Raw genomic sequence first — 15512 nt, 5'->3', positions numbered from 1 at the left:
CCCAAAATTCGGGTAAATTAATCTTGTTTTAGCTTATTTCTTTTTTCGTATATTTCAACTGCTTCTCTTACAAAGTCTGCATTAACCTTTGCACCATATACATTTTCAAGTTCTTCTGCTATAGCTAAAAGTTCTTCTTTAGTTGAACGGAAAGGTCTTAGTGCATTATATATTTCAAGTATTCTATCATCTGGAACTTTTATAAGTTCTGCTGCTCTTCTAAAGTTTCTAGCAATAGCTTCTCTATTCATTCCTTCAGCTATTTGAGCTTGCATCTCTAAAGTTTCAGGTGATATTCTAACGTCTTCTGGTTTAATATCTCCACTTAAAATATTTTCTAAAGTTATATCCTTAAAATTCTTTCCTGTTGGTGTTTTTATATCATCAGATCTTTTTATTGCTAAAGGATAATCCTTAGGGCTCATTTTTTGTTCCATAACTTCTTCTCCTTACAAATTAGAATTTAACTTCTATTTCTATTGGTTTTGCGCCAACTTCTACGTGCTTAGTTTCTTTTATGTGGAATAATGCTGCTATTGCCATAAATTTAGGTCTAACCATTTGATCGTTCTTTGTTGGAACTGGAGTTGGTGATTCTCCCTTTGCATACTTTGCTGCATTTTTTCCTATTAATCTATATGTTTCTAATGTTAATAGTGGTGCTTGTGGAAATAGTTCTAAGTTATTTAATGGAAGTAAATCTTTTTGGTGTATTACTGTTGTTCCCTTTGATTGAATTCCTATTCCAATTCCTGATCCACTAAGTTTTGCTGCATCATTTGCTATGAAAGAAACATCTGAAGTTCTTACTATTCTAACAACTCTTGCATGTAATCCTTCTTCTTCTATTCCCGCTATAATTTCTCTTAAAATATCCGTATGCTTTACATTAACTAATGTTTTATGTTGAAATTTTTCAAATGCTGGTGCAAGTCCAATTACAACCTCATCTACTCTTGTTCCAACCTTTGCTTCTCCTACTTCTTTAAGAGTAAGTTCTGGCATAACAAATTTATTCTCTGTATTCTCCATTATTTTCACCTCTTCTAAGCCTTATTCAATATCTTCTGGTTTAATTACGTTAGGAATATCTTTAATTTCTTCCCATCTTTCTTTGCTAAGTCTATATCCAGTTCCTGGTCCTTTATAATCATTTATATCGTTAACAGCACTTATAACATCAAAGTCTTTATCAAGAATTGCTGATGTTTGAAGATAATCTCCAGTAACTCTTTGTTTAAGCATGTTTAATATATTGTTTGCAACATCATCAAATCCATTTATACTTAATGCTTTAACTATATCTAATCCTGATACTCTCTTTTTAAGCATTTCTTCTGCTGCCTTTAAGTCTTCAACTACATTTCTTTCTGGCATGTCCTTGCTTCCATGTGCATAAGTTGCAGCTTCTACTTCTTCATCAGTTATTTTAGGGAATCCTAATTCTCTAAATACTGCTTGTATAGCTTTTGCTGCTTTATTTCTAATTGCTATTGTTTCTTCCTCTGATACTGGTCTTAGACCTCCGTCTACCATTAAGTCTCTTTGTAAAACATTGTAGTCATCAAAGTCTTCAGCATCAAAATTTGAACCTGCAAACATGTTATCATAATTTGGAACTGCGCTATATCCTGAGAATATAAAATCTGTTCCTGGAAGCATTTGCATTAATGTTCTTGCTGTTCTTCTTATATCTGAGTGTGAGAATGTTTGGTCATTAGCTGATGCAACTTCTAAATCAAGCATTGCTGCTATTAAGTTTTCTCCAAGTACTGCTCTTATTCCTGATGGAACAGCTCCTGTCATACCAATACAACTAACAGCTCCATTTTGAAGTCCTTGAACTCCAGCTCCCTTTGTTATGAATATACATCTTGACTCTAGATAAAGCATTGACTTTCCTTCTGCATATCCCATTAATGCTTCTGAACCTGTTCCTGATGTATATCTCATCTTAAGTCCTCTTGAAGCATAAGCTGATGCTAAAAATGCTTTTGACCATGGAGTATCATCTCCATCTGTAAATACTGATTCAGTACCATATACTGAAACTGTTTCTGCATAGCTTGTAAGTCCTCTCATTCCAAGATCAAGTTCTGTAGCTTCTTCAACTGAACATTGTGTTAATACTCCACCTCTTCCAACTTGTGATCCTATAAGGATTGAAAGTGCATTAAAAGGTGCATATCTAACTATACCTACTGTAGTTTCTTGTTCTGAGAAACCTCTAATTGCAGCTTCTGCCGCATCTGCTGCAATTTGTACTGGATTATCCTTAAGATTTGTTACGTGACATTGATTTGATGGAGTTTTTCTAGCTCTCATTTTTTGTAGCGCCATCATCATTTCAACAACATTCATATGTGTCATAACTTCTACTGCCTTTGCAGGAGTTATTGCTGTTGTTATCTTTATAATTTCATCTCTGCTTACATTTATATCTACTAACTTCTTTGCTATTTCAACAGAATCTAACTTCATAGCCTCTTCTGCATTATCTAAATTTATTGCATAGTCTGCTATAAATTTATCTATCATATCAAAGTCTTCTCTTTTTTTGCTATCTAATTCTACTACAATACCATTTTCTATTTTTATAGATGATTTTGGATCATTAGGACTTTCTAATGCAATTAATCCCTCTTCTGGCCATTCACCAATTAAACCATCTTGATTTACAGGACGCTTTGCTAAAACCTCGAATCTTTTTGATTTCATCTTAAGTTTCCTCCCTTAAAATACTTTATACTTATTATTTTTACTTACTCTTTGATTGTTATTTTTTTATCTATGTATACATTTTAATTCAAAGTTCCTTCAAATCCATCAAAAATTCTTGTCTTTCTCTGTAACTATATTGCCTAATTTTTATCATATTAAAATACTATTTTTTTAACTTAATTAAATTAAAATATAAAATTTTAGTCATGTTTTTAATATTTAATCTAAAAATATTAAATTATTGTCTTGCTAATACAAAATTAAAACAATAGTTTCTCATTTTTAACTATTGTTTTAATTTCAAGCAAAAAAAATTCTCCTTCAACAAATATATTTTTGTTAAAGGAGCATCATTTTTTCTTTATTCATTTTTCTCTCTATACTTTTTAGGAGTAATTCCTTCTATATTTTTAAATACCCTTATAAAATATCCACAATCTTCAAATCCTAAATCTATAGCTATATTTAAAATAGGTATTTCAGTAGTTTTTAATAGTTTCTTTGCATGTTGAATTTTTTTATTTTTCAAATATTGACTAAAATTAACTCCTACCTCTCTTTTAAATAATTTACTAAAATAACATGAACTTAAATTGCATTTGTCTGCTATAGTATTTAAGTTAATATTATCCTTAAAATTTTCATCTATATACTTTAACGCCTTATCAATTGGACTAATTTCTTCTTTATATTCTTCTACAATAGATTTATTATCTGTATTTTCACCTTTATTGTTAATTTTATAATTAACAATAATATTATTAACTATATTAATTATTTCTCTAGGCCTTACTGGTTTTAAAATATAATCATTAACTCCTAATACTAATGCTTTTCTCACAAGTTCAAAGTCATCATGTGCAGTTACCATTATTATTATTCTTTCTTTGTTATTTGCTTTTATTATCTCAGCAGCTTTACATCCATCAAAACCTGGCATTTTTACATCCATTATTATTAAATCAGGATTATATTTTTTATCAAACTCTATTGCTTCTCTTCCATTACAAGCTTCTGCTATTATATTAACTTCTTTTAATTCTTTTAATATTACCTTTAAAGCTTTCCTTTCCAATTCTTCATCGTCAACAATCATTATATTAAACATTCAACTTCTCCTTTTAGTCATATAGCTTCTACTTTTTTAAAATAATTTTAACTAAAGTACCTTCTCTAACCTTGCTTTGAATTTCTATATTATAATCATCCCCATAATAATGGGCCATTCTTTTGTTAACGTTATTTATTCCAATTTTATCTAAATTATTATCATATTTATATTTTAAATCTTCTCTTATTTCATTTAATTTATCTCTTGTTATTCCAGTTCCATTATCTTTAATACATAAAATTAAACTGTCTTCATTTTCCTCTGAATATATATCTACCCTTCCTCCATCTTCCTTTAATTCTAATCCATGAACTATAGCATTTTCTACAAATGTTTGTATAGTCATAAATGGAATTTTTTTATCTTTTAACTCATTATCAATATCAATTTTATAATCTAATCTTTCTCCAAACCTAACTTTTTGTAGACTTAAATAAGATTCTATATAATCCAATTCTTCTTCAATTGGAAGAATCTTATCTACTTTTTTAAGTGTATATCTAAGTAGATTAGATAAATCATATATTACCTCTTGTGTTTTTGGTGCCTCTTCTATTATAGCAAGGGAAGATATACTATTTAATACATTAAACAAAAAGTGAGGATTAATTTGAGATTGAAGTGCTTTTAATCTACATGCTTCAAACTCCTTTTCAAGCTCTGCCTTTTCTTTTTTAGCTTCTATAAACTTTATATTTTTTTCATTTAATTCATTTTGAGCCATTTTAAGAACAGCTTCCTCTACTATGTAATTACTTATATGAAACATCATATTTGCTATAGATTTTATTCTCTCAAATTCAACTATAGGCAATTTTTTATATGCCTCTATTAACTCACTATTTTCATCACTATCTTCATTAAGTTCTATATTTTCTCTAGTTACAATATCCTCGAGTTCTATATCTTTTTCTTTAGGTAATATTTGTCCTGCCATAACCGATCCTAAATATTGTCCATTAACTATAATAGGAGTTGCAAAATCAATTAATCCTTTATGACATCTATAAATATAAGGTTTTTCTAATCTTGCTGCTTCTAGTCCTCCTCTTGAATCACATTTTTCACAAAGCTCAGCATACTTAGTTTTCTTTCTCATAAGAGTACAAAATTCACTACACTTACTATGTTTCGTTTCTGGCTTTCCTTTATAATCAACAGTTATAATGGAAACCCCTGTTGCCTCTGCAATATCATCTTGTATTTTTTGAAATACATCTATATCTATTACATCATTTAAATATAAAAATTTTTTAGGCATATTTATCTCCTTGATTCTACAATTTAAATATAAAATATTTAATTAGATTAAATATTTAATTTAATTATACTTTGTAAACTTTATAAAAAGCAATACTAGTTTTTAATATAACTTAAAGTAAAAAACTCAGATGAATAATATCATCTGAGTTCTTTTATTTAATGAACTATATTATTTTCCAGCTAATTTTTTGTAACCTTCTAATCTTTCCATAGCATCATTATAAGTTTTTTCAAATAAAGCATCTGCAGCTTCTGGGAATGCTTTAGCAAGAGATGCATATCTAACTTCTCCCATTAAGAATTCCTTAAAGTCAGCTGTTGGCTCTTTTGAATCTAGAACAAATGGGTTCTTTCCTGTTCCTCTTAATTGTGGGTTGTATCTGTACATTCCCCAATATCCACAGTCAACTGCCTTCTTAGCTTCTAATTGACTGTTACCCATTCCTATTCTTATACCATGGTTGATACATGGAGCATAAGCAATTATTAATGATGGACCTGGATAAGCTTCAGCTTCTGCTATAGCTTTAAGAGTTTGGTTCTTATCTGCTCCCATTGAAATTTGTGCAACATATACGTATCCGTAAGTCATTGCTATCATTCCAAGGTCTTTCTTCTTAGTCTTCTTACCTGAAGCAGCAAATTTAGCTATTGCAGCTGTTGGAGTTGCCTTTGATGATTGACCACCAGTATTTGAGTAAACTTCTGTATCAAATACAAATATGTTTACATCTTCTCCTGATGCAAGTACGTGATCTACTCCACCAAATCCGATATCGTATGACCATCCGTCTCCACCAAATATCCATTGTGATGGTTTTACTAAGAAGTCTTTTTCTTTTAATATTTCTTTTGCAATGTTGTTATCTAAACCTTCTAAAGCAGCTACTACTCTATCTGCTCTATCTCTAGTTCCTTCTCCAAGTTCAACATTTTCAACCCAAGCCTTAAGAGCTTCTTTAGCTTCTCCTTCTTCTAATGAAGTAATTGCTTCATTAGCTTTATCAACTAATCTTTCTCTTATAGCTTTTGCTCCTAAGAACATACCTAATCCGAATTCAGCATTATCTTCGAATAATGAGTTAGCCCAAGCAGGTCCGAATCCTTTATGATTAGTTGTGTATGGAGTTGAAGGAGCTGATCCTCCCCATATTGATGAACATCCAGTAGCGTTAGCTATCATCATTCTATCTCCAAATAATTGAGTTATAAGCTTAGCATATGGAGTTTCTCCACATCCAGCACAAGCTCCTGAGAACTCAAATAATGGTTGTTCGAATTGGCTACCTTTAACTGTGTTTTTGTTCATTGGGTTTTTCTTTGGTGAAACTTCATGAGTTACATAATCCCAGTTAGCTATTTCAGCTTCTTGAGTGTAAGCTGGCTTCATAACTAAAGCCTTTCCTGGTGCTGGACAAACTTGAGCACAGTTTCCACATCCAGTACAATCAAGTGGGCTTATTGACATTGAGTAGCTCATTGGTTCTTCAGTTTTTAATGCTTTAGCAGGAACTAATTTTAATCCTTCTGGAGCATTGTTCTTTTCTTCTTCATTTAATAAGAATGGTCTTATTACAGCATGTGGACATACATATGAACATTGGTTACATTGTATACATTTATCCTTATCCCATTCTGGTACATTTATAGCTATTCCTCTCTTTTCGAAAGCAGCTGTTCCTTGTTCAAAAGTACCATCTTCCATTCCGTTAAATGCTGATACTGGAAGGTCAAATCCTTCTTGTCTATTCATTGGTTCAACTATCTTAGTAACGAATTCAGGTTTTTGTCTTCCTTCTACCTTAGCTTCGTCCTTAGCTGTTTTCCATGATTCTGGAACATTAATTTCAACTATTGATTCTATTCCCTTGTCAATAGCAGCGTTGTTCATATCAACAACTTTTTGTCCCTTCTTACCGTATGAAGTTACAACAGCTTCTTTTAAGTACTTAACAGCATCTTCTACTGGAATAATGCTAGCTAATTTAAAGAATGCTGATTGCATTATCATGTTAATTCTTCCACCAAGTCCGATATCTTGAGCTATCTTAACAGCATTTAAAGTGTAGAACTTAATGTTGTTTTCAGCTATATATCTCTTGTATGAAGCTGGTAAATGTTCTTCTACTTCTTCTGGGCTCCAGATAGTATTTAATAAGAATGTACCATTCTTCTTTAATCCTTCTAAAACATTGTATTTATATACATATGATTGGTTGTGACAAGCAACGAAATCAGCCTTGTTTATTAAGTAAGGTGATTTTATTGGTCTCTTACCAAATCTTAAGTGTGATACTGTTATACCACCTGATTTTTTAGAGTCATATGAGAAATATCCTTGAGCATACATATCTGTATGGTCTCCGATAATCTTGATAGCACTCTTGTTAGCACCAACAGTACCATCTGATCCAAGTCCCCAGAACTTACAAGCTGTAGTTCCTTCTGGAGTTGCATCTATATCTTCATGAACTTCTAATGAAGTGTTAGTTACATCATCAACTATACCAATAGTAAATCCGTTCTTTGGTTCATCTTTAGTTAAGTTTTCATATACAGCAGCAATATGACCTGGGTTTGGATCCTTTGATCCTAATCCATATCTTCCACCGATAATTGCAGGAGCATTCTTATCTCCATTAAATGCACTCATAACATCTAAGTATAATGGTTCTCCATTACTTCCTGGTTCCTTAGTTTTATCTAATACAGCTATCTTCTTAACTGTAGCTGGAATAGCTTTCTTTAATCTTTCAACATCAAATGGTCTGTAAAGTCTTACTTTAACAACACCAACTTTTTGTCCGTTTGCATTTAAGTAATCTACTGTTTCTTCACATACATCTGTACATGATCCCATAGCAATAATAATTCTATCTGCATCTTTTGCACCATAGTAATCGAAGCAGTGATATTCTCTTCCAGTTAATTTTGTGATTTCAGCCATGTAACCTTCAACAATATCTGGTACAGCATTGTAGAATTTATTTACAGCTTCTCTTTCTTGGAAGTAAATATCTGGGTTTTGAGCAGTACCTCTAGTTACAGGATGACTTGGGTTTAATGCTCTATCTCTGAATGCTTGTAAAGCTTCCATATCAACTAATGGTTTTAAATCTTCTTGATCTAAAACTTCAATCTTTTGTATTTCATGTGAAGTTCTAAATCCATCAAAGAAGTTACAGAATGGAATTCTTGACTTAATAGCTGATAAGTGAGCTACAGCTGATAAATCCATTACTTCTTGAACTGATCCTTCAGCAAGCATTGCAAATCCAGTTTGTCTTGCAGCCATAACGTCTTGGTGATCTCCAAAGATATTTAATGCTGAAGTAGCTAATGATCTAGCTGATACGTGGAATACTCCTGGAAGTAATTCACCAGCAATTTTATACATATTAGGAATCATTAATAATAAACCTTGTGATGCAGTATAAGTTGTTGTTAATGCACCAGCTTGTAGTGATCCATGAACTGCTCCAGCAGCTCCTCCTTCTGATTGCATTTCCATAATCTTAACTGGTTGACCGAATATATTTTTTCTTCCTTGTGCTGCCCATTCATCAACGTGCTCAGCCATTGGTGATGATGGTGTTATAGGATAGATTGCTGCAACTTCAGTAAACTCATAAGATATATGAGCTGCTGCAGTGTTACCATCCATAGTTTTCATTTTTCTCATCGCGTGACCCCTCTTTCATTATAAAAACTAAAAATATAAATTTTTAAATTTTATTAATCATAAAAAACCTGAGAAAGTTTTTTATGTCTATATATAAAATAAAATTATATCTTGAGTAAACAACGTAAAATACAATTTTATTTAATATCTAAAATTACAAAATATATTAACTTTAAAAACTTTTTTTATACATAAAAAAAATCATCTCTTTTATTATATAACACAATTTTAAATTTGCAAGTTGTTAACTTTAATTAATATATATAAAATTTTCCTTTGTTATTATACATTTTTAAAAACCTACTTTTTTCTCTGAATGCTACTTTTTATCACATTTATAATTTCTTTAACGCCATCATTCATCTTGCTTTCATTCATATTTTTAATCAATTGCTGTTTACTTTCTTTTAACATTTTTATTCCTTTTAAAATACCTTCATTTTCAAGTTCTTCTTCTTGCATTACAAGTGAAAATCCTTCTTTTTTAAATGAGTTTGCATTTAAAATTTGATCTCCTCTACTTGCATTTTTTGAAAGTGGAATTAATAAAGTTGGCTTTTTTAATGCTAGAAATTCAAAAATAGAATTAGCTCCTGCTCTTGAAATTATATAATCAGCTGCATGCATTAAATGAGTTAATTCATCACTTACATACTCAAATTGTTTGTATCCATCAATATTTTTTAAGCTTTCATCTAAATTGCCCTTTCCACATATGTGAATAATATTATTACTTTTCAGAATATTATATATATTCTTTCTTATGGCGTCATTAATAACTTTAGACCCCAAACTTCCTCCCATGATAAGTATTATATCTTTATCATCAGTAAATCCACATATTTCTTTTCCTTTAAGTTTTGAACCTGTTAAAATTTCCTTTCTAATAGGGCTTCCAGTTAAAATTCCTTTATTATTTTTAACAAACTGTAAACTTTCTCTGAACGTAACACATAATTTATTGCAAAAAGGAGATGCTAACTTATTTGCAAGACCTGGAGTAATATCTGATTCATGAGCTACTACAGGAATCTTTTTCATTGATGCTGCTATAACAACTGGAACTGTTACAAAACCTCCTTTTGAAAATATAATATCAGGCTTTTCCTTTGATATAATTTTTTTTGCTTCATGAATACCCTTTAATACCTTAAATGGATCTGTAAAATTCTTTATATCAAAATATCTTCTAAGCTTTCCTGATGATATTCCGTAATACGGAATATTGTTGCTTGTTATAATATCTTTTTCTATTCCATCTTTGCTTCCTATGTATTTCACTTCAAAGCCTTCTTCTTTTAGTGAAGGAACTAATGCTAAATTAGGAGTAACATGACCTGCAGTTCCCCCTCCAGTCATTATTATTTTATATTTGCTCAAAAATATCCTCTCCTTAATATTTCTATTTTAAATTTTTCGTATTATACATTTTTATAATATATATTTTATTTTAAATTACAACTATTTTTAACTACAATCTAAAACTTTTTAAAGATAATTGTATGTTTTGTTTTCCATTAAATTCATTAATCTCAGGGTAATAAAGTATGTCCATCTTAAAATTACAATAACCTCTATCCTGTAAATTCATAAATTCTTCTTCTCCATATTTTTCAGAAAATAATTCTTTGAAATAATCATATTTATTAAAATTAACTCCATCTATAGTTTTGCCATCTTTCATTTGAATTTTAAATCTTAAAAAATTCTTTTCTTTTCCCATAAATATAACTCTTTTTACAAGTACATCTTTAACTGCAAATAAAGGGCTTCCATTTCCCTTTCCAAAAGGTTTCATTTCATTTAATTTATTAACTAAATCAAAATCAATATATTCTAAAGATAACTTTGCATCTATAATTACTTTTGGAATTATATCATTATCAGTTAATGTACAGTTATCATTTAGAGCTTTCCTTAATAAAGGTATATTTTCTTCCTTTAATGAAAGTCCAGCTGCCATAGGATGTCCTCCAAACTTCTCCATAAGATTTTTACACTTTGATAATTCAAGAAACATATTATATTCTTCAATAGATCTTCCAGAACCCTTTGGCATTTCTTTTCCTTTAGTTATAACTATAGTTGGTAAATTATATCTTTCCCTTACACGACCTGCAACTATACCTGCAATACTTTCATGAATATCTTCTTGATATACTAAAATAACTTTTTCATTAGTCTTTAAAGTACTTTCTACCTTTTCTACTACTTTTTCTGTACTGTCCATTGTTAATTCTTGTCTTTTTTCATTAAGTTCATTTAATCTAATTGCAAGTTCTTTAGCTTTTTCTTCATCTTCTGTAATTAAAAGTTCTACTGATATATCTGCAATTTCAAGTCGTCCTGTTGCATTAATACATGGTCCTAGTACAAATCCAAAGTGATATTCAGATATTTTCTTATCTTTTAAATTTTTAACGTTTATAAGTTCTTTTAATCCTTTAGTTTTTGTATTATTTATAAGTTCTAAACCCTTTTTAACTATTATTCTATTTTCATCTAATAAATCAACTACATCACAAACAGTTGCAATAGCAGCATATTCTAATAAATTTAGATTTTCTTCATTATTAATATTAAATTCTCTATATAACCCTTGAACAAATTTAAAGGCAACTCCGGCACCACAAAGACTTTTAAATGGGTATTTGCAGTCTTCCCTTTTAGGATTTATAACTGCATCTCCTTTAGGAAATACTTTTTTTCTTACACCATTTTCTTCAACATAAGGAATATCATGATGATCTGTTATTATAACAGTAAGTCCAAGACTTTTTGCATACTCGACTTCTTCAAAAGCTGATATTCCGTTATCACAGGTTAAAAGTATTTCTGCTCCTTCATCTTTTAAAATCTTTATTCTCTCTGAATTCATACCATATCCTTCACTTTCCCTATTTGGAATATGATACTCAAAATTAGCATTAAGTCTTTTTAAGCCTTTATATAAAATAGCAGTACTACAAACCCCATCACAATCATAGTCACCATATATAACTATCTTCTTCCCCTTTTCAATTGCATCTTTTATGATATCTACACCAAGCTTTAAGTCTTTCATTAAAAAACTATCATGCATATCATTTACTGTGCCATTTAGAAAAAGAGAAGCAGACTTTTTATCAGAAATTCCTCGGTTTGCTAATAATCTTAATATAAGACTATTTTCATCCATATCTTTAGCTAAACTTTGAAACTCATCTTTTTTATTTCTTATAAGCCACTTCTCTTTCATTTAATTCACCTTTCTATTTACTTTTTTATCATATAATATAGCATTCCATCTCTAACATCAATTTCTTTTGTAGGATTTAATTCTTTAACTATTGTATATGCAAATTCTAAAGCTGTTGCAGGACCTCTACTTGTTATTATATTATTGCTTACAACAACTGCATCTTCCTTATAGTTTGCACCTTTAAGTTCCTCTTCAAAACCTGGATATGAAGTTATATCTTCTCCCTCTATAACTCCTGCCTTTGCAAGGACAATAGGTGCTGCACATATTGCTCCTACCTTCTTGTTATCTTTAATAAGTTCTTGTATTAATTTTATAACTTTTTTATTATCTCTTAAATTTGTAGCACCTGGCATTCCTCCTGGTAAAACTACCATATCTATATCTTTAACTTCATCTATTAAAATATCTGCACTAACCTTTATGTTATGAGCTCCTATTACATCTTTTTTGTTAATTGAAACCATATCACATTGTATGTTTGCCCTTCTTAAAACATCTACTACTGTTAATGCTTCAATTTCTTCAAAGCCTTCTGCTAATAACACTGCAACTTTTTTCATAAAATCTCTTCCTTTCTAATTATATTGTACGTCACTTATTTCATCATCTAATGAAACCATCATTATATAAGTTCCTCTACCAGCTCTATTTTGAAGCTTAATATCAGTAACTTTAACTTTTTCTATGTTTTTCTTTAATGATGTTAATATAAATATTTTATCACTTTCACAAGTTATTGCTATTTCATCTTCATTCTTTTTTGATATATATTTTCCATATATAACTTCATCATCTTCTTTTAAACTTATTCCAGTAACTCCTGAAGCAATTTTCCCCATTGGATTTATATTAGAGGCTAAAAAGCGAATTGCCATTCCTTTTTTAGTTATCATTACTATTTCACCATTATTGTTATCATTTATTTCTACTGACATTACTTTATCATCTTTAAATTTTAATTTGTAATATTGAGTTAATGCAAAATCATTAGAAAATTCCTTTAAATTTGTTTTCTTTATTAAACCACTTTTAGTAATTGCATATACAGCTAAATTTTCCTCATAGTTTTTTAAAGATGTAATCTTTATTATTTTCTCATCTTTCATTAATCCATCAACAATATTTTCTATTTTAATATCATTTTTAACTACACCTTCTAATAAAAATGACTTTATTTTAATTACATTTCCCTTATCAGTAAATAATAAAATATCACTTAATGTATCTGTATGAGTTTTTAAATCATCATTTTTAGCAACCCTTGAAAATGCCTTTAAATTATTTTTTGCCGTTACACCAAGGGCAAATTCTTTATATTCTAAATTATTTACATACTCACACTCTGTGATTTTATCTCTATCTGTTATAGTGAATAATTGTGTACCAATTATGTTTCTTGGAGTGTCTAAAATTTCTGGTATTTCTAAATTAAATTCTAAACCTAATTTAGTTTTTACTTTTAAGAAATCTTTAGTTTCATTTTCATCTAATAATATAACATTTATTACTTTTTCATTATCCTTTAATTTTATAGCTTGTATTCTACTATATGAAGTTTTAAATTTATCTAATGAACTTTTCTTGATTATTCCTTTGTCAGTAATAAATTGAATATATTTATTAGGGTGTAGAGTTGTTACTGACATTGCATTAATTATATTTTCCTCATCTAAATTTAATGTTTTAATTAATGTATCTATTCTTTCACCTTTGTCCTTCCATTTACCTTCTGGAATATTTATTCCCTTTAACTGATACATATTTCCTTTATCAGTGAAAATTAAAATATTATCTCTAGTATTTGATTCAAATAAGAATTTAAGAGAATCTCCTTCTCTATATTCAATAGCATTAACATCTTGATTTGATCTAACATAATTTTTAGTTGGAATTCTTTTTATAAATCCATCCTTTGATAATGTAACCATAACATCTTCAATAACTATAAGTTCTTCTACATCAATTTTAGCTTCACTATCATCTTCTATTATACTTGTTCTTCTAGGATTTTTATATTTTTCAGTTACTTCTAAGAGTTCTTTTTTAATTACCTTTAAGAGTTCTCTTTCCTGTGATAATATTTTTTCTAAAGCTTTAATTTGCTTTTTAAGTTCATTATATTCTTTTTGGAATACTTTAATTTCAAGACCAGTAAGTCTATAAAGCATAAGTTCCAAAATTGCACCTGCTTGAATTTCTGTAAATCCAAAGTTATTAATTAAATTATCTGATGCATCTTTTTTTGATTTTGATGCTCTAATTGTTTTTATAACATCATCCATAATATCAATTGCTTTTATAAAGCCTTCAACAATATGGAATCTTTTCTTTGCAATTTCAAGTTCTTTTTTAGTTCTTCTAGTTACTATATCCTTTTGATGATTAACATAGTGCATTATTATAGTCTTAAGTCCCATAGTTTCTGGCTTACCATCTGCTAATGCTACCATATTAAAACTCAAGTTGCATTGAAGATCTGTTTTCTTAAATAAATATTTTAAAACCTTCTCTACTTCTTTATTATCACAAGATTTTTTAAATTCAATAACGGCTCTTATTCCATTTCTATCTGATTCATCTCTTATATCTGTTATTCCTTCTAAAACTTTTGCATGTTTTTTATCTGCTGTCATCTCTGATATAGTTTGAAGAAGTTTTGATTTATTTCTTCTATAAGGAAATTCATTAATTACAATTCCAAGTCTTCCATTTTCTAAAGTTTCTATATTAGTTTTAGCTCTATAAGAAACCTTTCCTTCTCCTGTTTCATAGGCAGACTTTAAGGAATTTTTTCCTATAAGAACTCCCCCTGTTGGAAGGTCTGGTCCTTTTATATATTCCATTAATCCATCCGTTGTAATTTCTGGATTATCAATATATGCTAAAACTCCTTCTGTAACTTCTTCTAAGTTATGTGGTGGTATATTAGTTGCAAGACCAACTGCAATACCAAATGTTCCATTTACTAAAAGATTTGGATATCTACTTGGAAGTACTGTAGGTTCCATTTCACTATCTGAATAGTTAGGTACCATATTAACAGTATCTTTATCAATATCTCTAATCATTTCCATAGCAATTGGAGCAAGTCTTGCCTCTGTATATCTCATTGCGGCTGCCCCATCACCATCCATTGAACCCCAGTTTCCGTGTCCATCTATAAGAGGTTCTCTAGTTGAAAAGTTTTGTGCCAAAATTACCATAGCATCATAAACTGATGTATCACCGTGTGGGTGAAATTTACCTAAAATATCTCCAACTATTCTTGCTGATTTATAGTAAGGCCTATCTGGAAAAGCTTTTAAAAGATAGGCTCCATAAAGTATTCTCCTATGAACTGGTTTTAATCCATCTCTTACATCCGGAAGTGCCCTATCCTTTGCAACTTCAATTGCATAAGGAAGATAATTATCTGGCATTGCTTCCTCCAGTGGAACTCTTATTATATTTTTATCCACTGGTATATTATTAACTTTCTTAGCCATAACCTT

At 29.6% G+C, this 15512-nt stretch carries 10 protein-coding genes; all 10 read right to left on the bottom strand.

Annotated features, from left to right (window positions below):
- Window positions 1–17: 17 nt before the first annotated feature.
- Complete coding sequence (locus J2Z53_RS05195) at window positions 18–437, bottom strand: diol dehydratase small subunit (protein ID WP_209796174.1); 420 nt, start codon at window positions 435–437, stop codon at window positions 18–20.
- A gap of 19 nt (window positions 438–456) precedes the next feature.
- The gene (locus J2Z53_RS05190) at window positions 457–1032 is read right to left on the bottom strand and encodes a propanediol/glycerol family dehydratase medium subunit (protein WP_209796173.1); all 576 of its coding nucleotides are present in this window, start codon (window positions 1030–1032) and stop codon (window positions 457–459) included.
- 21 nt (window positions 1033–1053) lie between these two features.
- Window positions 1054–2718, bottom strand: a complete 1665-nt coding sequence (locus J2Z53_RS05185; RefSeq protein WP_209796172.1) for a propanediol/glycerol family dehydratase large subunit — start codon at window positions 2716–2718, stop codon at window positions 1054–1056.
- 364 nt (window positions 2719–3082) lie between these two features.
- On the bottom strand, window positions 3083–3829 hold the full coding sequence (locus J2Z53_RS05180) for a response regulator (RefSeq protein WP_209796171.1): 747 nt from the start codon (window positions 3827–3829) through the stop codon (window positions 3083–3085).
- Between the two features lie 28 nt (window positions 3830–3857).
- A complete protein-coding gene (locus tag J2Z53_RS05175) occupies window positions 3858–5093 on the bottom strand; it encodes a sensor histidine kinase (RefSeq protein WP_209796170.1) in 1236 nt (411 codons plus the stop codon).
- A gap of 171 nt (window positions 5094–5264) precedes the next feature.
- Window positions 5265–8777, bottom strand: coding sequence for a pyruvate:ferredoxin (flavodoxin) oxidoreductase (gene nifJ, locus J2Z53_RS05170; protein ID WP_209796169.1), 3513 nt, complete (start codon window positions 8775–8777; stop codon window positions 5265–5267).
- A gap of 300 nt (window positions 8778–9077) precedes the next feature.
- The gene (locus J2Z53_RS05165) at window positions 9078–10157 is read right to left on the bottom strand and encodes an undecaprenyldiphospho-muramoylpentapeptide beta-N-acetylglucosaminyltransferase (protein WP_209796168.1); all 1080 of its coding nucleotides are present in this window, start codon (window positions 10155–10157) and stop codon (window positions 9078–9080) included.
- A gap of 91 nt (window positions 10158–10248) precedes the next feature.
- Window positions 10249–12015 (bottom strand): single-stranded-DNA-specific exonuclease RecJ, encoded by a 1767-nt coding sequence (gene recJ / locus J2Z53_RS05160; RefSeq protein ID WP_209796167.1) that lies wholly within the window; start codon window positions 12013–12015, stop codon window positions 10249–10251.
- A gap of 17 nt (window positions 12016–12032) precedes the next feature.
- Entirely contained in the window at window positions 12033–12581 is a 549-nt protein-coding gene (locus J2Z53_RS05155; RefSeq protein ID WP_209796166.1) for a DJ-1 family glyoxalase III, read from the bottom strand.
- A 15-nt stretch (window positions 12582–12596) separates the two neighbouring features.
- The gene (locus J2Z53_RS05150; RefSeq protein ID WP_209796165.1) at window positions 12597–15506 is read right to left on the bottom strand and encodes a DNA topoisomerase IV subunit A; all 2910 of its coding nucleotides are present in this window, start codon (window positions 15504–15506) and stop codon (window positions 12597–12599) included.
- Window positions 15507–15512 lie beyond the last annotated feature (6 nt).

The sequence above is a fragment of the Clostridium moniliforme genome, from assembly GCF_017873235.1.
Classification (GTDB): domain Bacteria; phylum Bacillota; class Clostridia; order Clostridiales; family Clostridiaceae; genus Clostridium; species Clostridium moniliforme.
This window is presented reverse-complemented; position numbering and strand designations above follow the sequence as displayed.